The 22,925-nt window shown below is 59.8% G+C and carries 19 protein-coding genes; 6 read left to right on the top strand and 13 right to left on the bottom strand.

The genetic code is table 11. The features are described 5' to 3' along the window. Positions 1-20: 20 nt before the first annotated feature. The 8 genes from SGN16_RS24040 to yaaA all read right to left on the bottom strand — a co-directional run bounded on the left by SGN16_RS24040 (position 21) and on the right by yaaA (position 11,750). Entirely contained in the window at positions 21-1,469 is a 1,449-nt protein-coding gene (locus SGN16_RS24040) for an alginate O-acetyltransferase (protein ID WP_210640709.1), read from the bottom strand. Positions 1,470-1,480: 11 nt separating this feature from the next. After that, positions 1,481-3,070, bottom strand: a complete 1,590-nt coding sequence (gene algG, locus SGN16_RS24035; RefSeq protein WP_210640707.1) for a mannuronan 5-epimerase AlgG — start codon at positions 3,068-3,070, stop codon at positions 1,481-1,483. A gap of 26 nt (positions 3,071-3,096) precedes the next feature. Beyond that, a complete protein-coding gene (locus tag SGN16_RS24030; protein WP_281728985.1) occupies positions 3,097-4,581 on the bottom strand; it encodes an alginate export family protein in 1,485 nt (494 codons plus the stop codon). Positions 4,582-4,586: 5 nt separating this feature from the next. Then, positions 4,587-6,044, bottom strand: a complete 1,458-nt coding sequence (algK, locus tag SGN16_RS24025; RefSeq protein WP_210640703.1) for an alginate biosynthesis TPR repeat lipoprotein AlgK — start codon at positions 6,042-6,044, stop codon at positions 4,587-4,589. Positions 6,045-6,053: 9 nt separating this feature from the next. Continuing rightward, positions 6,054-7,223, bottom strand: a complete 1,170-nt coding sequence (locus SGN16_RS24020) for an alginate biosynthesis protein Alg44 (protein WP_210640698.1) — start codon at positions 7,221-7,223, stop codon at positions 6,054-6,056. Positions 7,224-7,258: 35 nt separating this feature from the next. Further along, positions 7,259-8,743, bottom strand: coding sequence for a mannuronan synthase (gene alg8, locus SGN16_RS24015; protein WP_210645399.1), 1,485 nt, complete (start codon positions 8,741-8,743; stop codon positions 7,259-7,261). 98 nt (positions 8,744-8,841) lie between these two features. Beyond that, positions 8,842-10,158: a nucleotide sugar dehydrogenase gene (locus SGN16_RS24010; protein WP_210640696.1), complete on the bottom strand. Its 1,317-nt coding sequence runs from the start codon at positions 10,156-10,158 to the stop codon at positions 8,842-8,844. 812 nt (positions 10,159-10,970) lie between these two features. Beyond that, positions 10,971-11,750, bottom strand: coding sequence for a peroxide stress protein YaaA (gene yaaA / locus SGN16_RS24005; RefSeq protein ID WP_210640694.1), 780 nt, complete (start codon positions 11,748-11,750; stop codon positions 10,971-10,973). 352 nt (positions 11,751-12,102) lie between these two features. On the opposite strand from yaaA, the gene SGN16_RS24000 reads away from it, so the two are divergent. The 6 genes from SGN16_RS24000 to SGN16_RS23975 all read left to right on the top strand — a co-directional run bounded on the left by SGN16_RS24000 (position 12,103) and on the right by SGN16_RS23975 (position 17,428). Then, positions 12,103-13,224, top strand: a complete 1,122-nt coding sequence (locus SGN16_RS24000; protein WP_210640692.1) for a polysaccharide deacetylase family protein — start codon at positions 12,103-12,105, stop codon at positions 13,222-13,224. A gap of 335 nt (positions 13,225-13,559) precedes the next feature. Further along, complete coding sequence (locus SGN16_RS23995) at positions 13,560-14,954, top strand: PhoH family protein (RefSeq protein WP_210640691.1); 1,395 nt, start codon at positions 13,560-13,562, stop codon at positions 14,952-14,954. 260 nt (positions 14,955-15,214) lie between these two features. Then, complete coding sequence (moaC, locus tag SGN16_RS23990; protein WP_335945563.1) at positions 15,215-15,688, top strand: cyclic pyranopterin monophosphate synthase MoaC; 474 nt, start codon at positions 15,215-15,217, stop codon at positions 15,686-15,688. Beyond that, on the top strand, positions 15,685-15,927 hold the full coding sequence (locus tag SGN16_RS23985; protein ID WP_210640687.1) for a MoaD/ThiS family protein: 243 nt from the start codon (positions 15,685-15,687) through the stop codon (positions 15,925-15,927). Before moaC ends, SGN16_RS23985 begins: the two co-directional genes overlap by 4 nt. Positions 15,928-15,930: 3 nt before the next feature. Continuing rightward, complete coding sequence (gene moaE / locus SGN16_RS23980) at positions 15,931-16,383, top strand: molybdopterin synthase catalytic subunit MoaE (protein WP_335945562.1); 453 nt, start codon at positions 15,931-15,933, stop codon at positions 16,381-16,383. Between the two features lie 268 nt (positions 16,384-16,651). Next, the gene (locus tag SGN16_RS23975) at positions 16,652-17,428 is read left to right on the top strand and encodes an ABC transporter substrate-binding protein (RefSeq protein ID WP_210640682.1); all 777 of its coding nucleotides are present in this window, start codon (positions 16,652-16,654) and stop codon (positions 17,426-17,428) included. A gap of 127 nt (positions 17,429-17,555) precedes the next feature. On the opposite strand, the gene SGN16_RS23970 is transcribed toward SGN16_RS23975, so the two are convergent. The 5 genes from SGN16_RS23970 to SGN16_RS23950 form a co-directional block, all read right to left on the bottom strand. Continuing rightward, entirely contained in the window at positions 17,556-18,182 is a 627-nt protein-coding gene (locus SGN16_RS23970; RefSeq protein ID WP_210640681.1) for a PAS domain-containing protein, read from the bottom strand. Between the two features lie 88 nt (positions 18,183-18,270). Beyond that, positions 18,271-19,398: an FAD-binding oxidoreductase gene (locus tag SGN16_RS23965; RefSeq protein ID WP_335945561.1), complete on the bottom strand. Its 1,128-nt coding sequence runs from the start codon at positions 19,396-19,398 to the stop codon at positions 18,271-18,273. A gap of 147 nt (positions 19,399-19,545) precedes the next feature. Next, positions 19,546-20,502, bottom strand: a complete 957-nt coding sequence (locus SGN16_RS23960; protein ID WP_335945560.1) for an ornithine cyclodeaminase family protein — start codon at positions 20,500-20,502, stop codon at positions 19,546-19,548. A 127-nt stretch (positions 20,503-20,629) separates the two neighbouring features. Continuing rightward, positions 20,630-22,093, bottom strand: a complete 1,464-nt coding sequence (gene rhlB / locus SGN16_RS23955) for an ATP-dependent RNA helicase RhlB (RefSeq protein WP_210645397.1) — start codon at positions 22,091-22,093, stop codon at positions 20,630-20,632. A gap of 98 nt (positions 22,094-22,191) precedes the next feature. Beyond that, positions 22,192-22,848, bottom strand: a complete 657-nt coding sequence (locus SGN16_RS23950) for an alpha/beta fold hydrolase (RefSeq protein ID WP_335945559.1) — start codon at positions 22,846-22,848, stop codon at positions 22,192-22,194. Between the last annotated feature and the right edge of the window lie 77 nt (positions 22,849-22,925).

Below are 22,925 nucleotides of genomic sequence, written 5' to 3'. Positions count from 1 at the left end.
TCTAGTCATGAGACGAGACCTCATTGTCCGATTTGAGCCGTTTGTTCGGCTTGCGGAGATACGTTGCGTTTGCAGACTTTCGCCTCGACTTGCAGTGGCTCCTTACCGGCTTCAGGCCCCTGGACTTCGATAGCCAGCAGGTTCTGCGAAGCCCAGTCCTCGTCGGTGCGCAATTGGAAGGCGAAACGTCCGTCGGTGTCGGAGGTATCCGGTTTCTCGATCTTGATATCCTCGTGGCGCCCATTCATGTACCAGAGGGTGGCTTGCAAGGTTTTCACCGACGTATCGGCGAAGCGGATGTCGATCTGGTGACTGCCGTTACGCAGGTCCATATTCTTGCTATTGACCATCAATTCGTTCTTGCCAGGCTTGAGGGCAGTCTTGCTGCTCATTTGTGCCGGCTTGCCTTCGCAACCGTTGTTGTCCAGCAGCGCCATCATCTGGCGATAGATGGTTTCCTGGTCCAGGCGATACAGCGGCGAGAATTCCCAGATCAGGATCTTCGGTGGATTCTTCTGGAATTCCTCACTGCCCAGGTACTGGATCATCGCGCCTTCCAGACCACCGCCAGGGAAGGCAACGTTGAGGATGTCGGCGCCGATGGCTTCTTCCAGGAACCCAGCGAAGTTGTAGTTCTTGCCGCTGTGGCTGGTGCCCACGAGAGTGATCTGCGGGTTGCCGGAATCGCCGAACAGGTCGCCGTCGCCAGCCTCGCCTTTGGGCTCGGTGGTGAACTGGTCCATGTACTGGATCGCGTAGCTGGTACCGCACAGTTGCCCGGCCATGTTGTGCAGGGTGCCGGTCTTGCCCATGCGGCCGGACTTCTTGGTCTCGAACTCACGCTTGGGGATGTCGGCGAAGGCCGGGATCTGCTTGACCTTCTCGGCGACGATCTTGGCGGTGCGTTGGGCGCCGTACGGCGTCCAGTGCTGGTCACCACGGAAATAGAAATCGTGGGCCGGCAGGGTCTCGGGCAGGTTTTCGTTGGTCAGCGGTGACAGGTCCGGCACCACATAACCCATCTGGGCGAAACGACCGAGCATGGACTTGTAGTTGCCCAGGGCCTTTTCGTAGTCGAAAGCGGCCTTTTCCTGTGGGTTGAGCTTGTTGCGGTTCACCAGGCCACGGGTCGGCTGGTAGACGAGTACCAGCTCGATGCCTTTTTCCTTGAACGCATCGTGCAACTGCTGCATGCGCTTGTAGCCGGCCGGGGTGGTATTGAATTCGGTACGCAGGTCTTCCTGGGTCCGGAACAGCCAGTCGCCCTGGGCTTGCACCAGCGTAGTGAAGTTCTGCTGGTAGCGCGTGGTGTAGTTCTTCGCATCATGGGCCGCAGGGCACAGGTTGCAGCACGGTTCGGCGGTGAAGGTCGGCGCCTTGATTTCGTCGGCGCGCGCGCCGCTGGTAGCGGCGAGAATGCCGGCAGTCAGGGCGGACAGGCCCAGAAGTTTGATCATCTGTGGGTTCATAAAGGTCATCCTCAGTCCCGCAATTCGGTCTGGCGTTCGACAGGGTCGATCAGCACGGCTTTCTGCTGGCGCACCAGCAGGTCGAGAATTTCATCTTGGCGATCGCCGAGGATTCCCGTGAAGCTGATGCCGCTGGATTTGGTCGGCGCGAGCATGGACACGCGGTACAGTTCGACGCTCAGGGGCGAGTCGATGGACAGCGGGCCGCTGCCGTTGGCAGCCAATTCGCCGCCGACCACGATCAGCGAGACTTGAGCGTCGAACGGGTCGAGCTTGATGTTCCGGTCGGTGTCGGACAGGTCCTTGATGTGGCCGTAGATACCAGTCAGGCCGTTGGCCATGGACACGTTTTCGTAAAGGCGGATGTTCACGCTGTTACGAATCCGGATCCCGTGGCGTCGGTTGCTGATCACTTTGTTGTCCCACAACAGGTTGTCACCACTCTCATAGAGCGTGATGCCGTCGGTGTGGTTCTTGTAGATCTCGTTGTAGGCGATCAGGTTGTTCACGCTGTTACGGTCGATCACCAGGCCCGAGAGTTTGTTGTCGTAGCTTCTGTTGTTGATGATGAAGCTGTCGTTGACCTCACGGGAAATAATGATCCCGTGCTTTTTCTTGGTCCCGTAGACGGTGTTGTCGGCGATGATCAGCCGATGGGAACGGTCATGGGGGTCGATGCCGTAGACGATGTTGTCTTTGTAGGTGTTGCTCTTGACGACAAAGTCGCGGGTCTCGTAGCAGTAGAAGCCGTACCACATGTCAGAGAACTCGGAACCGATGATCCAGCCGGTCGGTTCCGGGCGCTTGAGGACCTTGGCCATGTTCGGCGTGTACTGGGAAATACTCACCCCGTACGACTTACTGTTGGCGTAGCCGAAGCTGGCCATCTTGGTGTTGACGATGTAGGTCTCGGTCCCGCCCCATGACAGCAGGAACGGCCGGAATTCCTTGGGCGAGCGGAACGTGGCGGGGCCATTGTCCTTTTCGCGCCAGCCGGTGACCTTGGTGTCGCGAATGAACATCTGGCCATCGTTGACCAGGAACGCGCCGCCCTCCTGGGACAGGCGCAGTTCTTGGGTTTGCTTGTCGATTTCCAGGATGCCTTTCTGGCCGACGACGATCGGAATCTTCGCCAGGTAGACACCTGGCGAAGATTCGATGACGTACTTGGGCGCCTTCTTGGCCAAGTCCTTGAGGTTCATGTAGCCATCGTCGAGGAAGATGGCCTGTGGGATGCCGTGCTGACGCACGACCCACTCGGCCATCTTGTTATCGCCGCCGATGAAGTCCTTCAAGGCGTTTTCCTGCATCATCCGGCGCACACTGATCTTGCCGGGCTTGGTCCGCACGATTTTCTTCTCGGCCGCTTCGGCGGTGAAGCCGGAGAGGTCGGGCAGGGTCGGCTTGGCCAGTTCCAGCGGTGCGGTCGGTGCGGTGCTGACGGTGTAGGTCTTGGCTTGTTGCAGACCTTTGACCACGTTGCCCGGCTTGACCACCGGTTCAACGTTGGCGAACGCCGGCGAGCCGGCCAGCAGCATCGCTGCGACCAACAGGCTGATCGAACCTTTCATCGCCTGGCTGTTCCTGAGGTAGCGGTTCATATCGGGCACTCCCATGGCCATTCGCATCAGAAGCGCCAGATCACGTCGACAAAGGCGCGATGCATGTACGAATCGACCTCTTTGCCGTAGGCGTCGCCTGGCTTGAACACCCCACCACGCAAACGCACCAGCGCCGACGGCTCGTCGATGGACTGGCTCAGCGCGGCTGGTAGCAGGCCTTGTTTGAAGTACTTGGTGACTACCAGATCGACTTCCTGGCCCAAGTCCTTGTTACCGTCACGCAGCGGCAGGGACGAGGTGGACAGAATTGCGCCTGTCACGTCGTCGGTGTTGTTTTCCACGGCGTTGATGCCGTTGCTGCCCACTGGCTTGTTGCCGTCCACGCGCCAGAACTTGTGGTACACAAGGCTGGCGTCGTATTCGTCACGCAGCTGCCAGGAGCCGAACAGGCTGGCGCTCTGGGTGTTGGCCATTTCGCCGCGGAAAGCCTCGCCGAAACGGTGGACCCGCGAGCGAGTGCCGGTGAAGTTCGAGCGGTTGCTCTGCAGGCCGTTCTGTTGGTACTCATCGCTGGCGCGGGCATAGGCTGCACCGACTTGCCATTGCGGATCGAGCCGCAGGCGGATACCCAGGTCAGTGGCCCAGCCGTCCACGTCATCGCTGTGCTTGGCTTCTGTCGGGCGCGTGCCGTCGGCGTTGAGCGGGTTGACGGTGTCGCGCTCGCCGCTCATGCCGGTGATGCTGGCCCAGTAGTTGACGGTGTTCGTGTTGCGCCAGTTGTAGGCGTCGCTATTGGCTTCCAGGCCCAGCCAGGAGATGTCACCGTTCTGGGTCTTGTCCAGGGTATCGGTAGGTTCGCCCGGGGTCGGATAATCGAGGCTGCCATTGTCATGGGAATGGTGGGCACGGATACCGGCCCATTGGCCGGGCATCCATTGGTAACCCACGTCGCCGTAGACGTGCAGGCGATCCTTGTCCTTGGGGGACAGTTCCTTGAGATCGGTGCGGTATTCGCTGAAACGTTCGGCGACGCCGAGGTTGGCGCGCAATAGCGTGGTATCGAAGGTCCAGTTCAGGGCCTCGATGTTGGTGTCGCGCCATTGGCCGTCGTCGTTACGCAGGCGCTGGCGACCGAACTTCAACTGCTCGCCAGGGTAAGGGGTCAGCCCCCGGTAGCCAATCCAGAATTCGCGCATCGCCAGGTAGCTTTTCTTGGCTTCGCGGTCGCCGCTGTCAGTCTGTTGGGTGGCGTCATCGGACTGTTGCAGGGTGTCGGTCTCGATGATGTCGGTAGACGTCACGGCCTGGGCCATGGCGTAGGCGCTCCAGGCGCCGCTTTCGCCGTAGACCCAAGGACGCAGGTCCAGGCCGATACCGTTGACGTCGCCACCGCTCTGGGTGCCGAGGTCGCGGTCGTCTTCGGATTGGCCAGTGATTTTCACTTCCAGGCCAAAGTTCTTGTCATCGGTCAGGGCCGCCAGGGTGGGGCAGGACCACAACAGGGCAAACGACAGGCCAATACCGGCCTGAACAAAAGGATTGAGCTTCAAAGGCTTCATAGAGGTTCCTCGCCGTCATCTTCTTTTAGGGCTTGCAGTTCCAGCGTATCGGGGCTCATGGCGCCGCGAATGGCCTGCTCTTGTTTTAGCAGGCGTTGGGCTTGTGCAAGTTGTTCCGGCGGTAATTGTGTTTCGAGTGTCTGGGCAAGTTCAGTCGCTTGCGGGGTGTTCTGCGCCTTGGCCAACTGGCTGAACACATAGGCGTTGACCGGGTTGGGCTTGGTCCCCTTGCCCTGGGAGAACAGCTGGGCAATGGCAAAGTCGGCACTGTTCTGGCCGTTGCGGGCGGCCTTGAGCAGGTGGTCCAGGGCTTTTTGCGAATACACCTGGCCCAGGTAACCGCGGCGATAGATCTGGCCAAGGTAATAATCGGCGGCCACTTCGCGGTCGACGGCCTTCTGGAAATGCGCCTCGGCAGCCTTGGCGTCAGCCGGTACCCACTTGCCTTCGTAATAGAGCTTGCCCAACAGCAGTTCGGCACGAGGCTGGTCGGCCGCGCGACCGTTTTCCAGGTACTGCATCATCTTGTCGACGTCGCCCAGCTCGGGGAAGTCGTAGAGCAGTTGCGCCAGGCTGACCCAGGCGGCGGGGTAGGCCGGGGCGATTTCTTCGAGCAGCGACTGGGCGGTTTTCTCGTCGGTCTTGCCCAGGCTGGCGTCGGCCAGTACCCGGGCGACGCTGTCTACGCGCCGGGCGGATACCACGCCAGTGCGGTGGCCGGCCTGCAACTGCTTGAGCAACTCGGCCTGCTGGTCTGGCTGACCCCGTTTCTGATAGACCGTGGCCAGTTCGACGTAGCAGATGTCGGTGGTGGCCAGTGCAGCCTTGCAGACCTTTTCCACTTCATCCAGATGCTGGTCGTAAGTGCCTTGGGTGCGATACAGCAGAATCTGCGCCAGGCCCGCTTCCGGGTAACCGGCGCTGCGCCATTGGCTGATCTGCTGCTGGGCATTGACGTTCGGGAAACTGTGGGGATATTGCAGGTACAGCATCGCCAGGGGGATGAGGGTACCGCTTTCACCGTTGGCGAAGGCCTTCTTCAACAGGCCCTCGGCTTCGTGTTTTTCAGCTTCGGTGGAACCAGGCTTGGCCACCAGCAGGCGACCCAGGCGAGCCTGGGCACGTGGCGAAATATCGGCCGCGGCGCGGTAAGTCGCCTCGGCTTTTTTCATCTGCTCGGGATCACGACTGTCCACCTGGATATCGGCCAGGCCCACCTGGGCTTCGCTATAGCCCAGGTCTGCCAGTTGCTGATAGTTCTGTTGCGCCAGCGCCGTGTCGCCGCGCTTGAGCGCTTCGTTGGCCAGGCGCTGGTCGGGCAAGCCGGCGCAGCCGCTGAGGCTGACTGCCAGCGCCAGTGCGCACATCGCAAACCCGGTGTGGGAGTTTCGCGAGCGAGCTCGCTCCCACAGGGTCTGCGGCGTGTTCAGGATTTTTGTAATGGTCACGGGCATATCCTCGACTTAAAGACCGACGGCCATGGCTTTGGCGATCAGCCAGCTCAGGTTCGGGCCACGGTCGCTGTTGACTTCTACCGGACGGCCGGACAGGGAGCTGTCCAGAGGTTCGTCAGGCTTGATCAGCACACGGATATCGGAGGACAGGTCTTCGCTTTTCAGGCTGGTGCTGCTGACGATCTTGCCGGTGCGGATGGCGTCTTCGCCGGCCACCTGGAAGCTGACCGGGGTACCTGGACGCACGTCGCCGAACTGGCGATAGGAGAAGCGCGCCTCGACGTTGGCTTCAGCGCCTCGTGGAACCAGTTGGAAGATCACGTCGCCCTTGCTGGCGTACTGACCGTTGGACACCAGTTGCTGAGCCACGATGCAGTCGCACGGAGAGGTCAGGGTGCCGGTCATTTGCTTGCCGAACAGTTCCTCGACCTTGGCCGGTTGCAGCTGGTTGTCGTCCAGGTGACCTTTGAGCACATCGAGCATGCTGGTGCTGAAGGTCGCCAATGGGGCGCCCTTGGCGGCCACACCGTCAGCCTTGACCAGGCTCTGTACGGTGCCGTCGCGCGGCATGGTGATGGCCATGCCTGGTACGTTCACCAGGCCCGCTTGGGCGTGGCTGACGAAGTACATGCCGTACACCGACTTGAAGATGAAACCGAACGCTGCCAGGCCGACGAGGAAGATCGCCAGGCTGAAGGTCACGGCCCGCAGGCGGGCGAGGGCGCTCATGCCACCGTTCTCGTCCTTTTGCTTGCGCGCCTTGGTGAAGTTGTCGCGCTGCAAGGTCGCCAGCACGTCGCCGACGCCGACGATGTCACCGGCCAGGTGCGAAGTGATGATGTGGCGCAGTGTCGAGATGTCCCGAGGTTCCAGGTTCTGGAACTGGCAACCGGTGCGGCCGGTCTGGCGATCGTAGGAGCGGATCTGCAGTTCCACGTCCATGGCCAGGCCAAGGTTGTCGATCACGAACTGCAGGCGACCCTTGTAGGACTCGCCGACCTTGAGCGGCATCTGGCCGGCGTTGAAGCACAGGCCACCGGCGGACAGGTCCAGGACCTTGACTTCCATCGGCGTTCGGTCGGGGCCGAAGAAACGCAACTTGGCCGGGATTTTCACTCGGGCGTGTTGGCGCTGGGCTTCGGATTCATGCACTACGTTGACATTCACGGCGGTGTTCATAGGGGCGATTTCCTAGTTAATTCATTCAAGTCCGGTCAGACCATCGTCAGCAGCACGGCGACAAAAATGCTGCCGGCGGAGAAGGTCATGGTCCGAGACGACCAAGTGTTGAACCAACGTTGAAAGCTGGCGAGATCACGGGTCAGATGGGTGGGCTGGCGAGTCCAGGACTGTTGATCGAGGCGGAAGAACACGTAAATCTTCACCAGTGCGCCGACGATCTGGTTGTAATAGAGAATCGCCGGGTAGGCAGGGCCGATCCGGTGTCCGGAGCACGACAGCAGCAAGGTCAGGATCAACCGAGTAATGCCGATCCACAGCAGGTACACCAGGATGAACGCGGTGCCGTATTTGAAGCTGGCGATCAGTGCCACGGTCAGGCCCAGCAGCGAGGTCCACATCGACACGCGCTGATCGAACAGCACCACTGAGGTAAACAGGCCCAGACGCCGCATGCCCAGGCCCAGGGCCCGGGAGTTCTGCCGCAGGTTGTTGCCGTACCAGCGGAACATCAGTTTGCGACTGGCCTTGATAAAGCTTTTTTCCGGCGGATGCTCGACGGTGTTGATCGCCGCATCGGGCACGTAGAAGGTGTCGTAGCCCAGGCGCATCAGGCTGAACCAGCTCGACTTGTCATCACCGGTGAGAAACTTGAAGCGGCCCAGGCGCCAGTGTTGCAGCGAGTCGCTTTCCACATCGGCGATGAAATCCGGGTTCGTCACCACAGTGGCGCGAAACACCGACATGCGTCCGGTCATGGTCAACACGCGCTTGGACAGGGCCATGGAGCACATGTTGATATGGCGCTGGGCGAAACGCAGCTTGTGCCATTCGCTCATGATGTAGCCGCCGCGCACTTCGCAGAACTCGTTGGTGGTCAGGCCGCCGACGTTGCCGAACAGCTGGAACCACGGCACGGTCTTGCGTACCACGCCTTCGGCGAGCACGGTGTCACCGTCGATCACGGCAACCACCGCACGGTCGTCCGGCAAGTGGCGGGAAATGGCGCGGAAACCAAAGGCCAAGCCGTCACGCTTGCCAGTGCCGGGGATGCGTACGAAGTCCAGCTTGACCCGTTCTGGTGGGTTCATGCGGGCCCAGAGGCTCTTGACCAACAGTTCGTCGGACATTTCCACGATGGAGCAAACCACAGTGGTGGGCAGCCCGCAGTCGATGGCTTCGCGGATCACCGAGCTGTAGACCTGGGCGGTGGTGAGCGCGTCGATCCGGAAGCTGGTGACCATCAGGTATACGTGGGACGGATCCGCCGCGTTGCCCAGCTTGCGAACCTTGCGGCGCAGGTGTGGGTAGACGATGTACAGGAAGATCATGCCGCGCACGAAATGCGTCGCTCCCATGGAGTAACGCCAAATGCCCACGGCGCCGATCAGGAAGATAAAGTCCTTGGATTCGGAGTCGAACGTGGACGCAGGCAACGCCGTGGCGATGCCCATCAATAAACTCAAGTAAAACAGCCAACCGGCGGCCTGAAGCAGGCCGTGCTTTAGCCTGTGCATAATCTGCATCCGTCTCTATTCTCGGGCGGGCCTTGTGGGCGGCCCGATGGGTTAAGGCAGGCGAAAGGCCGGTCGGGCCTGAGCCCGACCGGCAAACAGACTTACCAGCAGATGCCTTCGGTCCGGCCACTCGCGGAGGTGGCCTTGGACATGAAGCCAACCAGGTCGATGACCTGCTTGCCTTCCGGTACGTTCTCGGTCAGTGCTCGGAACTTCTCATCGCGGTTGCCCAGGATGATGATGTCGGAGCTATCGATCACTGCGTCGAAATCGGAGTTGAGCAAGGACGAGACGTGAGGGATCTTCGACTCGATGTAATCCTTGTTCGCACCGTGGACGCGGGCGTATTCGACGTTGCTGTCGTAGATTTTCAGTTCGAAACCCTTGCCGATCAGCATTTCCGCCAGTTCTACCAGCGGGCTTTCACGCAGGTCGTCGGTGCCGGCCTTGAAGCTCAGGCCCAGCAGGGCGACCTTGCGCTTGTCATGGCTGGAAACGATGTCGAAAGCGTTCTGCACTTGGGATTCGTTGCTGCGCATCAGCGAGTTGAGCAGTGGCGCTTCCACGTCCAGAGAGCCGGCGCGGTAGGTCAGGGCGCGGACGTCCTTGGGCAGGCACGAGCCGCCGAAGGCGAAGCCAGGGCGCATGTAGTACTGGGACAGGTTCAAAGCCTTGTCCTGGCAGACCACGTCCATCACCACACGGCCATCGACGCCGACTGCCTTGGCGATGTTGCCGATTTCGTTGGCGAAGGTCACCTTGGTGGCGTGCCACACGTTGCAGGTGTACTTGATCATCTCGGCGACAGCGATGTCCTTGCGGATGATCGGCGCATCGAGTTCTTCGTACAGCGATTGCAGGACGTCACCAGAGGCTTTGTCGAACTCGCCGATCACGGTCATCGGAGGTTGATCGTAGTCTTTGATCGCGGTGCTTTCGCGCAGGAACTCAGGGTTGACCGCGACACCGAAATCAACGCCGGCTTTCTTGCCGGAGCAGTCTTCGAGGATCGGGATGACCACGTTTGCCACGGTGCCCGGCAGTACGGTGCTGCGAACTACGATGGTGTGACGGGTGGTCTTGTCGCGCAGGACAAAACCGATCTCGCGGCACACGGCTTCGATGTAGTTCAGTTCCAGGTCGCCGTTCTTTTTACTCGGTGTGCCGACACAAATCATCGACAGGTCAGTATCGCGAATAGCTTCGGCGAAGTTGGTGGTGCCGCGCAGGCGGCCTGTTTCGATACCTTGTGCCAACAGCTCGCCAAGACCTGGTTCAACGATAGGAGATTTACCGGCGTTGATCATGTCGATTTTGTCTTTGGCGACATCTACGCCAACTACATCATGGCCCCGTGCAGACAGGCAACCGGCACATACTGCACCGACGTAACCCAAACCAAATATGCTAATGCGCATCGCATTTACCTCTGTTTTCACGCCATTAAATGGCCGGAGTTAATAGTGTTCAGCGGTCATCGAGCACTCGGAAGTGTGGAATGCAGGCGCCACAGTGCCGTGTGCAGGCATACTAAGTTCCGAGTGTCTAAATAAGTGCACTCAAGTTGTGCGCAAAGCGGCCTAGTTGTTATGACCTGCCCTGTTATGCAGCCAGTCCCTGTTGATCAAGAACGCTCGTGCAAAAAGTCTCTCACCTCTGATCCCTGGCAAAAGCCCACAAAATCAGAAGCTTGTGTGCTCAGGTGAGCACGTTATAGGGGCGCAGCCTTGGCCTTGTAGGGGATAGTAATGGTGCGTTATCTCCTGTCCTTTATAAGATGGATCCAAATAGGCGACCGTTTCGCTAAATTGCCATGACAACTTGGTTACTTGGATCGACGGCCTATGTAAGTCATCTCTTACACGCACGGCGAGAATCGTTACGGGTGGTATGAGCCGTGCAATTTCACATAGTTCCGATCCGCTCATCGCGATTTTCGAAATTTTTCGAAATATTTGCAAAGATGGCACTGGTCTCAAGATGATGGCACTTGCCATTTCATCCTTTATTAATGGGGAGTTAAGAGGGATAGATGTTTTTGTGCCACTACGGTTGAAAATTTTTTGTGCCACTACGCAAAAAACTGACGAGTGTCGAGTGAAAGAAAAGTTAGCGAAGGGGTAGGACGATTTGTTGACGCCATGGAACCGGCGAAGAGGGAGGGGAAGATAGATGACAAGTTGTAGTTTGATCGAGGCCCCCGATGCGGGGGCGGTTATATAGTTATGCTTTATTCAGGGGCATGGTCACGCAGGAATATCAGCTTGTCCGGGCTCGATTGTTCTGCGTTGAAGCGGTAGCCCTGCACATCGAATTGTTTGAGCGCCGCGGGATCGTTGATCCGCTCCTGAATGACAAACCGGCTCATCAAGCCCCGGGCTTTTTTGGCGTAGAAGCTGATGATTTTGTACTGACCGTTTTTCAGGTCCTTGAACTCGGTATCGATGATGCGCGCTTTCAGTGCGCTGCGCTTGACCGCCGAAAAGTACTCGTTGGAGGCCAGGTTCAACAGCACGTCATCGCCTTGTTCCGCCAGGGCTTCATTCAGCCATTCGCTGATGCGCGTTCCCCAGAAGGCATACAGGTCCTTGCCCCGGGCGTTGGCCAACTTCGTGCCCATTTCCAGGCGATACGGTTGCATCAGGTCCAGCGGGCGCAGCAGGCCATAAAGGCCGGAGAGCATGCGCAGGTGCTGTTGCGCGTAGTCGAAATCGGCTTCACCAAAGCTCTGTGCATCAAGACCGGTGTACACATCCCCCTTGAAGGCCAGCAGGGCCTGTTTGGCATTGTCCGGGGTGAACGCCGGCGTCCAACTGCCGAACCGCGCGGCATTCAGGCCGCCGATCTTGTCGGAGACGTGCATCAGCGCGCTGATCTGTGCCGGAGAGAGTTCACGCAGTTGCTCGACCAGTTCCTGGGAGTGGTCCAGGTATTGCGGTTGGGTAAAGCGTTCGGTGGCCGGCGGTGTTTCGTAATCGAGGGTCTTGGCGGGGGAAATCACCATCAGCATGCAATCATCTCCTTCAAAGGTGCCGCGATTCTAGGGGGTTGTCTGGGTGGACTCCAGCTATTGGGGCGATAGGTGATCGGTGGTGGCGGGTGTTGCACGAGCTGTATCCCTACGGCGAGTGCTTTATGGGGCTATAGGGCGAGGCGCTTTTGTGGCGAGGGAGCTTGTTCCACTCGATCTCGAAGCGGTCGCTAGCTTGCTTTTGGGGCTGCTTCGCAGCCCAGCGGGAGCAAGCTCCCGCGCCACACAAACCCTCTAGCCACAGTCGCGCCTTTGCCGCGAGGCATTCGCAGGCGGGGGGTTGCCTGGATCGGCTATGATGCCGCGCGGGTTTCGTTATGGAGACATCCCTTTGCGTATCGCTCTTCTGTTATCGGCCTGGCTGTTGAGCCTCGGCGCCATTGCCGCGCCCAACGACGTCGCGACACTGGATCGCCACACCTGGCCGGAGCAACTCACCAGCCCGACCTTGTTCGACGTGGCGTCGCGGGCCGAGATCCTGATGTTCGCCCGGGTCCTGCTGGACACCGACGCCATGGACGAAATCGCCCTGAAGCAGTACCTGGGGCTACGCACGGTCAATATGGCGGCGATCGGGGTTCTTCGCGCGCGGCTCTGGCAGCGTTTGCTGACCAACTACAACTTCGCCCAGCAAAGCTGCGACCAGGATGCTTCCTTCTGCTACCTGGTCGAGGACATGGCCACCCTGCGCGAAGAAGCGGGCAGGTTCCAGCTCGATGACAATTCCTACTACATCAAGTGGGCCGAGCCGAGCCGGGTTTTCCACACTCAATACCGCGATGAATTGCTGCGCAAGGCTGCGTTGTTTCCGCAAACCAGCAGCGAAATCGAACGCTTCGGCGATTATGAGCGTAACGGCGATGGCATGAACGACCGGCTGTTCCTGCTGACCTTCGACAGCGGTGCCAACGTGGCGCCGGACAATACGCCGTGGCTGACCGACTACTTGCGCAAATCGAACATGAGCGGCACCTTCTTTGTGCTGGGCAAAGACATTCAGGCACGGCTGGCGGATAGCTCGGTCAACGATCTCCAGACTTTGTATTCAGGCCAGTGCGTGGGGGTGCAGGGCTGGGAATTCCGTTCCCACAGTTATTGGCAGGACTGGCAGGACTCGATAAAGCGCAGCGTCGAGTTGGTCAAAAGCAAGCTACCGGAAAATTATGTGCCGCTGTTCCGCCCACCCCAGGGCCAGCGTCGTGGCGATGCCGAGGCGTTTTTCAGGACCCAGGGCCTGCAAGTAGCCCTGTGGGATATCGATCCCCAGGACAGCAATCGGCTCAAGCCCGAGCAAAGCGCTCAGCGCGCGCTGACACTGATGCTGTTGTGGCGCCACGGGGTGATCAACTTCAACGCCAAACAGGACGCGGTGAAAACGGCGATACCCTGGCTCATCACGCAAACGGCGCAAAGTGGGATCGGTTGGGAAGATTGTCAGGACGCGTTTCGCTGATATCGCCAAAGGCCTGTAAATGCTGGGGGAGGGGAAAAATCCGGAGCACTTTCATGGCGACCGGACTTCCGACTTTAACGGTGCAATGGTGGTACGCCAAGGGTTATTCGTCACTCTGAAAAATAAACTTCAAAAAAACGTCAAAGTACTTTTTCCTGTCATCGTTTTTGGAGTATCAAGAAGACAGACCGCCGAAACCTGCAACACAGGTGGCGTCTTCCAAGACCCAGATTGTGTGCAGTTCACCTGATCCTCGCGGGTGAATTCGGTGGCTACCTCGAGGCGCAGCACTGTCACGGTATTGCGTCGAATGGCCCCCACATAGGTGACCGAGTATGGATGACCACGGACGTAGCCTTTCCTCCAACCAGCCAATCCTCTATGTACTCGATACCAACGTATTGATCCACGATCCAAACGCACTGCTGAATTTCGAAGAACACCACGTTGCCATTCCGATGACCGTGCTTGAGGAGCTGGACAAGCTCAAGAGCGGACACCACAGCGTTGCGGCCGAATGCCGGCAGGCGATCCGCCTGATCGACAAGACCCTGGGCGATGCCTCTCCTGAGGATGTAGAGCTTGGCGTGCCGATCCAGCGTGGCAAGAGTGGTCCCAAGGGCCTGCTTTCGATTTTGATGAGCAAGCGCACCGAACCCAACCTGGTGCTGCCTGAACACCTGAACGACAACATCATCATCAACCAGTTGATCGACCTGCACGCGCGCAACAAGGATCAAGCCGTGGTGCTGGTGACCAAAGACATCAACATGCGCCTCAAGGCCCGCGCTTGTGGGATTGCGGCGGAGGACTACAGCACCGACCAACTGGTTGATGACGTCTCGCTGCTGCCCAACGGCTACCACAACATGACCGGCTCCTTCTGGGACCGTGTGAGCAAGGTCGAGACCCGCCAGGACCATGGCCGCACCTGGCACCAGGTGCAACTGATCGACAACCTGCCGGCGGTACACATCAACGAGTTCATCATCGACGAACAAGGATTTGTCGGCTGGATCAAGGAAATCCACGTCGACAAGCTGCTGATTCTCGACCTGCACCAGGAACCCTTGTTGCATCAGGAAGCCTGGGGCCTCAAGCCGCGTGACATCTACCAGAGCCTGGCTCTGTTCGCCTTGCTCGACCCGGACATCCACCTGGTCAACCTGTCCGGCGCCGCCGGTTCCGGCAAGACCATCCTCGCCTTGGCCGCCGCCATCGAGCAGACCATGGTCAGCAAACGCTACCGGCGCATCATCGCCACCCGCAGCGTGCAAGGCCTGGATCAGGAAATCGGCTTCCTGCCCGGCACCGAAGCGGAAAAAATGGAGCCTTGGCTGGGCGCCATCACCGACAACCTCGAAGCCTTGCACATGGATGACGAAAGCACCCATGGCAGCGTCGACTACATCCTCAGCAAAGTGCCGTTGCAGTTCAAATCCCTCAACTACATTCGAGGCCGCAGCTTCCAGCAGAGCCTGATTCTGATCGACGAGTGCCAGAACCTCACCCCGCACCAGATGAAAACCATCATCACCCGTGCCGGTGCCGGTTCCAAAGTGGTGTGCCTGGGTAACCTGGCGCAGATCGACACCCCTTACCTGTCCGCGACCAGTTCCGGGCTGACCTACCTGACCGAACGCTTCAAGGATTTCCCCAACGGGGTCCACATCACCCTGCAGGGCGTACCGCGCTCGATCCTGGCCGAATACGCCGAATCGCACCTGTAACCCCACCCAAACCGGGCGACCTCAAGGTCGCCCGGTTTTTTACCCTGTCACCATAAGCCCCTGTGGGAGCGAGCCTGCTCGCGAGGACGGTGTGCCAGCCACATATTTTTATCTGATACACCGCCATCGCGAGCAGGCTCGCTCCCACAAAGGGATCTACGGTGTTCAGCAAATTACAGGCCGCCGTGGGTGCGACAATCAGCCCTGCCGGAATCTGACCCACAGGTTTACAATCGACGCTCCCGATCAGGAGTAACCCTGTGCTGACTCATCTCGATTCCCAAGGTCGCGCCAACATGGTCGACGTGACCGACAAGGCCGTGACGTTCCGTGAAGCCACGGCCGAAGCCTTTGTGCGCATGCTGCCCGACACGCTGCAGATGATCGTCAGCGGCGGCCACCCCAAGGGCGATGTATTCGCTGTTGCGCGTATTGCCGGCATTCAAGCCGCGAAAAAAACCAGCGATCTGATTCCGCTCTGTCATCCGCTGATGCTCACCAGCGTCAAGGTCGAGCTCAATGCCGAGGGCGAGGACCGGGTGCGCATCGTTGCCCGTTGCAAGCTGTCGGGGCAGACCGGGGTGGAGATGGAAGCCCTCACTGCCGCCAGTGTTGCCGCGCTGACTATCTACGACATGTGCAAGGCCGTTGATCGGGGCATGACCATCGAGGGCGTGCGGGTGCTGGAAAAACTCGGCGGCAAGAGCGGCCACTTCCAGGCGGATGCACGATGAAAATCACGGTGAAGTTCTTTGCCCGTTACCGGGAAGCGCTTGGGGTGGATTCGGTAAAGGTGGAGGGTGATTTCGCCACGGTCGACGATGTGCGCGTGCTGCTCGTTCAACGTGACGGTGCCGAGGTGCTGAGCGAGCAAAACCTGATGTGCGCGCGTAACGAAGACCTGTGCCAGCTCGATGAGCCGCTGGTGGATGGCGACGAAGTGGCGTTCTTTCCCACCGTGACCGGAGGCTGAGCCATGGCGATTCGTGTGCAGGCCGATCCGTTCGATCCGGGCGCCGAAGTCAACGCGATGCACGCGGCCAACGTCGGCGTGGGGGCGGTGGTGAGTTTTGTCGGCTACGTGCGTGACTTCAATGATGGCCTCGAGGTGTCCGGGATGTTCCTGGAACACTACCCAGGCATGACCGAAAAGGCCCTGGGCAAGATCGCCGCCGAGGCCGAGCTGCGCTGGCCGTTGCTTAAACTGGAAGTCCTGCACCGCATCGGTGCCCTGGAGCCTGGCGAGCCGATCGTCTTCGTCGCGGCCGCCAGTGCCCATCGTCAGGCCGCGTTCGACGCCTGTGCTTTTGTCATGGACTACCTCAAGACCCGCGCGCCGTTCTGGAAAAAGGAAAACACCGCCGACGGCCCGCGCTGGGTTGAAGGGCGCGACAGTGATCATGCGGCGGCGGATCGCTGGAAGCAGTAATTCCCATGCAGTTTCATCGGTCGTTAGGCCGTCATCGCGAGCAAGCTCGCTCCCACAATGGTTCTTTGTTGTGCACAACATTTGTGTTCGACACAGACCCTCTGTGGGAGCGAGCTTGCTCGCGATGAGGCCATCAGCCTCCCGTCACATTCCTCAGCCTACCGATTGACGACGTGTACATTAAAGTCCAGTATGGATTTATAAGTACATAAAATAGCTACGCCCACCTTTCTCTGCCAAACCAACAACAACCCGCGAGAGATCGACCATGAACAAATTTCCCCTCATCACCGGCCTGGCCTTGAGCCTGCTGGCCTCCAGCAGCCTGTTCGCCGCGGAGAAAACCTTGCGTATCGGTATCGAGGCGGCGTACCCGCCGTTTGCCTCCAAGACCTCGGAAGGGAAAATCGAGGGGTTTGACTACGACATCGGTAACGCCCTGTGCGCGCAGATGAAGGCCAAGTGCGAGTGGATCGAGGGTGAGTTCGACGGGCTGATTCCATCGCTCAAGGTGAAGAAAATCGACCTGGCGCTGTCGTCCATGACCATCACCGAAGAGCGTAAGAAATCGGTGGATTTCACCCACAAGTACTATTTCACCTCGTCGCGACTGGTCATGAAGGAAGGCGCGGTGGTCGATGACCAGTACGCTAGCCTCAAGGGCAAGACCGTGGGCGTGCAGCGCGCCACCACCACTGACCGCTACGCCACGGAAGTTCTTGAACCCAAGGGTGTGACGGTCAAGCGCTACAGCAATAACGAAGAAATCTACATGGACCTGGCCTCGGGTCGCCTGGACGCGATTTTTGCCGACACCATCCCGCTGGAAGACTTTCTGTCGATGCCCCGTGGCAAGGGCTATGCGTTTGTCGGGCCGGAGCTCAAGGACCCGAAATACGTCGGTGAAGGCGCGGGTATCGCGGTGCGTAAGGGCAATACCGAATTGGTGGCGGACTTGAACAAGGCCATCGATGGAATTCGGGCCAGTGGGGAGTATCAGAAGATCCAGGCCAAGTATTTCAAGTCGGATATCTACGGCGACTGATCGATCGCCATCGCGAGCAAGCTCGCTCCCACAAGGGATTTGCGGTGGACACAGTTTTTGTGTTCAACGAGATCCACTGTGGGAGCGAGCTTGCTCGCGATGAGGCCAGGCCAGGCAACAAAAAACCTCAGCCCTTCAACTCCTTCAAATGCTTGTACACCGTCGCCCGCCCCATGTTCAGCACATTGGCCACATAGTTGGACGCGCTCTTGCCCTTGAACGCACCCTCGGCGTGCAGTGCCAGTACCAGCTCGCGTTTGTGGTCGCGGGTCAGCAGATTCAGGCTCAATTGGCGCTCGCGCATCCAGGCATGCAGAAAGGTATTGATCCGCTCCTGCCAGTCATCGCGAAACAGTGAGTCCGGCTGCGGGATCAACTTGTTCGGCGACAGGAACAGGTCCAGCGCTGCCTTGGCATTCTCGAACAGTGAAATATTCAAGTTGATGCATAGCACCGCCAACGGATGACCGTCGGCGTCGCGCAGTACGCTGCTGAGGCTGCGAATCTTCTGCCCGTCCCAATTCAGTTTTTCGTACGGCCCGATGTTACGTTCGCTGACGTCTTCGCTGAGCATGTCTTCCAGGGACGAATCATCGCCAATCTCGCGCTTGGACAGGTTGTTAGCGATGTAATCGACTTTCTGCGAGCGCAGGTCGTGCAGCACCACTTCGGCGTGGGGGTAGAACAGCGTGGCGATGGCGTCGGCGATGGTGCGGAAATTATCCAGTGCCGGATCGGGTTGCGGGGCGTTCATGACAGGGCTCCAGGCAGCGTCAGCGCCCCGTGAAGCGGGGGCGCGGGGGAGTGTGCCGCAATCGGGACGATGCGTCACCTGGGTGGGTTCAACCCAGGCGTGTCGGCGACAGCATCGCGCTGCTCAGGCCGAAACGGGCCAGGGCCTCGGGCAGCGGCTCGCCACGCACCAGCGCCGCGCTGGCCTGGCCCATGGCCGGGGAGGTCTGGATGCCGTAGCCGCCCTGGGCCGCGACCCAGAACAGCCCAGGTACTAGAGGATCAAAACCGGACACCAGGTCGCCGTCGTGAACAAAACTGCGCAACCCGGCCCAGGTGCGGGTCGGCCGGCGGATGCTCAGGGTGGTGGCCTCTTCGATCTGATAGATGCCCATGGCGATGTCCAGCTCTTCGGGCTGTACGTCATGAGGCTCAACCGGATCGGCGTTGGCCGGCGAGCCGAGAAACATGCCTGCGTCGGGCTTCATGTAGAACGATTCGTCCAGGCTTACCAGCATCGGCCAGTCGTGGATGTCCACGCCCTCGGGACCGGCAAAGATAAAGGCCGCGCGCCGCTTGGGTTGCAGGCCCAGCTTCCGGGCGCCGGCCATTGTGGCGACCAGGTCGGCCCAGGCGCCGGCGGCGTTGATCAGTACCGGCGCACTGAAGGTCTGGCTGGCGGTTTTCACCTGCCACAATCCCTGATCGTCGCGGCTCAATTCCAGCACTTCGCTGTCGGTGTGTACTTGGCCGCCGCTGCGCCGGATCCCGCGCAGGTAGCCCTGGTGCAGCGCGTCGGTGTCGATGTCGCAGGCCGTGGGGTCGTAGATTGCACCGTGGACCTTGTCCCGTCGCAGGATCGGCAAGCGCACACAGGCTTCTTCGGCGCTGAGCAGTTGCATCTGCGGCACCGTGGCCTTGGCGCTGAGGTACTGGTTGTTCAGTTCGGCCGGGTCGCCGGTGAAGTCCACCGTCATTTCGCCCCGTGGGGTCAGCAATGGATGCTCGCAGAAGCCGCTTGGCGGGGCGTCGAAAAAATCACGACTGGCCTGGGTCAATGCCCGCACCTGAGGGGTGCCATAGGCGGCGGTGTACAGCGCCGCCGAACGCCCGGTGGAGTGGTAGGCCGGATGGGATTCGCGCTCGAGCACAATGACCCGGCCATGGGGGGCCAGCCAATAGCCGGTGGAAGCACCGGCAATGCCGCCGCCGATGATGATGAAGTCTGCTGAGGTCATGTAGCTCTCCTGTCGAGCACGGTGCCGGGAGTTCGTAGGAACTTGGGGGAGCGAGCCTGCTTGCGATGAGGTCAGCACATCCAATATGGATGTTGACCATAAGGCCGCTATCGCGAGCAAACTCGCTCCCACAGGGGACTGGGTGTGTCAGCCAATTTGGTGATTGAGGTGATAAAGCGCATTCGCCAGCGCGACGTCTTCCAGCCCCAGGCCGATGGAACGGAAGAACACATGGCGTTCATAGCTCGGGCGCGTGACCTGCTCGCTGAGCAGTTCGGGCAAATCGCCGACGATTTTCGAGACGTCCCAGCCGAACTGTTCAGCGGCTATCAGCATTTCACCGGCCGAACCTGGGGTGGTCTGACGATAGTCGCAGAACACATCCATGTCATTGAGGCTCTGTGGCTGTACTTCATGAGCGCGTGGGGCGTTGGTACTGATAGAGGTGATCAGGGCCGGTTTGCTCAAGCTCAGCGGGTCGAGCAGCGCTTTGGCGGACGAGGTGCAGAGCATCACCACGTCGGCGTCATGCAGCGCCGCTTCAAGGCTGTCGGCGATGTGCAGGCGTGGGTCCAGCTCAGTGATCAACGTGAGCGCTTGCGCCGTCTTGCCCTTCAGGCTCGGCGAATAGAGGTTGATGTCTTGCCAGTCCCGCAGGCCCTTGACGTACTGCACGTGGGCTCGCGCCACCGCACCGCTACCGATGACCGCCAGGCGCCTGGCCTCGCGTGGGGCGAGGGCATCGACGGCGACCGCGGTGGTGGCGGCGGTGCGGGCGGTGGTCAGCTCGGCCGCATCACACAGCAGCAACGGCTGGCCGGTCTGCATCGACATCAGCAAGGTCCAGGCGGTTACCAGCGGGCCTTGCTCGCGCACGATGTAGGGCGAGGTCTTGATCCCGTAGACCTGATCCTCAGCCAGCACGCCCAGGTAGTTGATGAAGTCCCCGGCGCCCTGGGGAAATTCCACAAGCTGCTGAGCTGGCTGGACTGCTTGCCCGGCGGCGAGGTCGCGGAACAGTTTGCGCAGGATCTGCGGCACATCGACCTGCGCGAGCAGTTCGCGGGCCTGGGCTTGGGTCATCACGTAGGGCGTGCTGGGCATCGGGAGCTCCGAAGTGTTCTGATTGAACTAATTTGTCTATTATGGACTTTTAGTTTAATCGAGCAATATCCCTGGCCAAAAAAAACGCAGCCTTTTGGCTGCGTTTTTCTGTGCTCTGTAGAGACTGTTAAGGGCGCTTGCGCTCAACCGGCCGAAGCAGATGAGTCGGCGGCGTTTCGCAATTGATCTTTTTCCCCAGCAATGCCTCGATGGATGGCAACTGATAGGAATCATCCTCGCCGGCGAAGCTGATCGATACACCCGCAGCCCCCGCACGCCCAGTGCGCCCGATCCGGTGCACATAGTCATCAGGCACTTCCGGCAGGGTGAAGTTGATCACATGGCTGATCCCGTCGATGTGAATCCCACGGCCGGCCACGTCAGTAGCCACCAGCACACGAATCTTGCCTTCGCGGAAACCTTCCAGTGTCTTGATACGTTTGTGCTGCGGCACGTCGCCCGACAGTTGCGCGGCGTTGACGCCATCGCGTACCAGGCGTTCTTCGATGCGGCGTACTTCGTCCTTGCGGTTGGCGAAGACCATCACCCGCTCCCAACCGTTGTCGTTGACCAGGTTGTAGAGCAGTTTGTACTTGTCGGCACCGGCCACCGCATAGATGTGCTGTTCGACGTTTTCGCTGGCGACGTTCAGCGCCTCGATCTCGACGATGGACGGGTCGGTGGTCCATTGCTTGGCCAGGTTCATCACGTCTTCGGTGAAGGTGGCGGAGAACAGCAAGGTCTGGCGTTCGCTTTTCGGTGGGGTCTGGCGAATGATCTGGCGCACCTGGGGGATGAAGCCCATGTCGAGCATGCGGTCGGCTTCGTCCAGCACCATTACTTCGACCATGTCCAGGTGCACGTCGCCGCGCTGGTTGAAGTCCAGCAAGCGGCCCGGCGTGGCGACCAGGATGTCGCAATGGCGGGCTTCGAGGTGCTTGAGCTGTTTGTCGAAGTCCATGCCGCCCACGAACGTCATCACGTTCAGGCCGGTGTACTTGGTCAGGTCGGCGGCGTCCTTGGCGATCTGCACCACCAGTTCGCGGGTCGGGGCGATGATCAGTGCCCGTGGCTCGCCCATGTAGCGCTCTTTGGGCGGAGGGGTCTGGAGCAACTGGGTGATGATGGAAATCAGGAACGCGGCGGTCTTGCCTGTGCCGGTCTGGGCGCGGCCGATGGCGTCTTTGCCAGCGAGGGTGAAGCCTAGCACCTGGGCCTGGATGGGCGTGCAGTACGGGAAGCCCAGGTCCTGGATGGCGTGCATCAGTTCAGGGGCGAGCTTGAAATCGTGGAAGCGGGTTTTGCCTTCCTGGGGTTCTACGACGAAGTCCTCGAGCTTCCAGGCGACGACCGGCGGTTTCGGTGCGCGTTCGCGGCGTGGCTTTGGGGCTTCGTGACGTGGTTTTTCCGGTTCAGGGGCCGTAAGAGGCTGGGCGGCGGGCTCTTTATTTGCCTGTGCAACGGGGGCACTCCGGCGCGGTTGTGGCGCATCGGTACGGCTTGGACCGTGGACAGGGGCGCTTGCGCCAGGCGCGAGCTGCTCGGCCTCGCTTTTACCGAACATCTTCTTGAGTGCTTTGAGCACGGTTATCTCATCGATTGGTTAAGGAATGTACGCCGGCCAGTGTAATGCAAGAAACGGGCGCGGCGTAGTGTGATGATCAATGCGTTGACCTGGCAATCAGGCCTTTAGCGCAGCCGTTCGGTCAGCCAGGTGCCGATGTCGCGAATCTCTTCGGGTAACACTTCGTGGCCCATTGGGTATTCCTGCCATATCACGGTGACACCATGCTGCTTTAAATATTCTTTAGCGGTACGTCCCATCGGGTTGAGTACCACTTCGTCGTATTGACCGTGCAGCGCCAGGACCGGAATGCGTTGCTGGCTGGCCGACAGTTGCAGTTCGTCGCTGAACGTCGGTGCATAAGTAGACAGCGCGATCACGCCGCCCAGTGGGCCCTGCCATTTCACGAATGCGGTGTGATAGACCACCGCGCCGCCCTGGGAGAAACCGGCGAGGAAAATCCGCGAGGCGTCTATTCCGCTGGCTCGCTGGGTGTCGATCAAGTCAATGACCCGTTGCGCCGAGGCTTCGAGTTGCTGTTCATCGATGGCCCGCGCCGGGCTCAGAGCGCGGATGTCGTACCAACTGGGCATGGCGTAGCCACCGTTGATCGTTACTGGTTGGGTCGGTGCCTGGGGTAGAACGAAACGCGTGGTGAGCAGGCTTTGCTGCAGCATTTCGGCCACTGGCAGGAAATCATAACGATCGGCGCCCAGGCCGTGGAGCCAGATAACGCAGGCATCGGCGGTGCCGCTGGGCTCGAGAATCAAGGGGTCGGTCATGGTGTGCTCCAAATGTGTGCGGCCGCGCTCAATCAGTGCGTGATTACAGTGCGCGACTGGTGTCTCAGTTAATTAGA

It is taken from the genome of Pseudomonas sp. G166 (assembly GCF_037027455.2).
In the GTDB taxonomy this organism is placed as follows: domain Bacteria; phylum Pseudomonadota; class Gammaproteobacteria; order Pseudomonadales; family Pseudomonadaceae; genus Aquipseudomonas.
The sequence above is the reverse complement of the archived record's forward strand: the minus strand, read 5'-3'. Positions and strand labels throughout refer to the sequence as shown.

Coding starts and splice junctions, on each gene's coding strand:
- algK (WP_210640703.1), bottom strand. CDS start 6,044: ATGCCCGTGACCATTACAAAAATCCTGAACACGCCGCAGACCCTGTGG.
- SGN16_RS23970 (WP_210640681.1), bottom strand. CDS start 18,182: ATGAACGCCCCGCAACCCGATCCGGCACTGGATAATTTCCGCACCATC.
- SGN16_RS23975 (WP_210640682.1), top strand. CDS start 16,652: ATGAACAAATTTCCCCTCATCACCGGCCTGGCCTTGAGCCTGCTGGCC.
- algG (WP_210640707.1), bottom strand. CDS start 3,070: ATGAACCGCTACCTCAGGAACAGCCAGGCGATGAAAGGTTCGATCAGC.
- SGN16_RS23965 (WP_335945561.1), bottom strand. CDS start 19,398: ATGACCTCAGCAGACTTCATCATCATCGGCGGCGGCATTGCCGGTGCT.
- SGN16_RS23985 (WP_210640687.1), top strand. CDS start 15,685: ATGAAAATCACGGTGAAGTTCTTTGCCCGTTACCGGGAAGCGCTTGGG.
- SGN16_RS23950 (WP_335945559.1), bottom strand. CDS start 22,848: ATGACCGACCCCTTGATTCTCGAGCCCAGCGGCACCGCCGATGCCTGC.
- moaE (WP_335945562.1), top strand. CDS start 15,931: ATGGCGATTCGTGTGCAGGCCGATCCGTTCGATCCGGGCGCCGAAGTC.
- SGN16_RS24010 (WP_210640696.1), bottom strand. CDS start 10,158: ATGCGCATTAGCATATTTGGTTTGGGTTACGTCGGTGCAGTATGTGCC.
- SGN16_RS24020 (WP_210640698.1), bottom strand. CDS start 7,223: ATGAACACCGCCGTGAATGTCAACGTAGTGCATGAATCCGAAGCCCAG.
- SGN16_RS23995 (WP_210640691.1), top strand. CDS start 13,560: ATGGATGACCACGGACGTAGCCTTTCCTCCAACCAGCCAATCCTCTAT.
- SGN16_RS24040 (WP_210640709.1), bottom strand. CDS start 1,469: ATGAACCCACAGATGATCAAACTTCTGGGCCTGTCCGCCCTGACTGCC.
- SGN16_RS23960 (WP_335945560.1), bottom strand. CDS start 20,502: ATGCCCAGCACGCCCTACGTGATGACCCAAGCCCAGGCCCGCGAACTG.
- yaaA (WP_210640694.1), bottom strand. CDS start 11,750: ATGCTGATGGTGATTTCCCCCGCCAAGACCCTCGATTACGAAACACCG.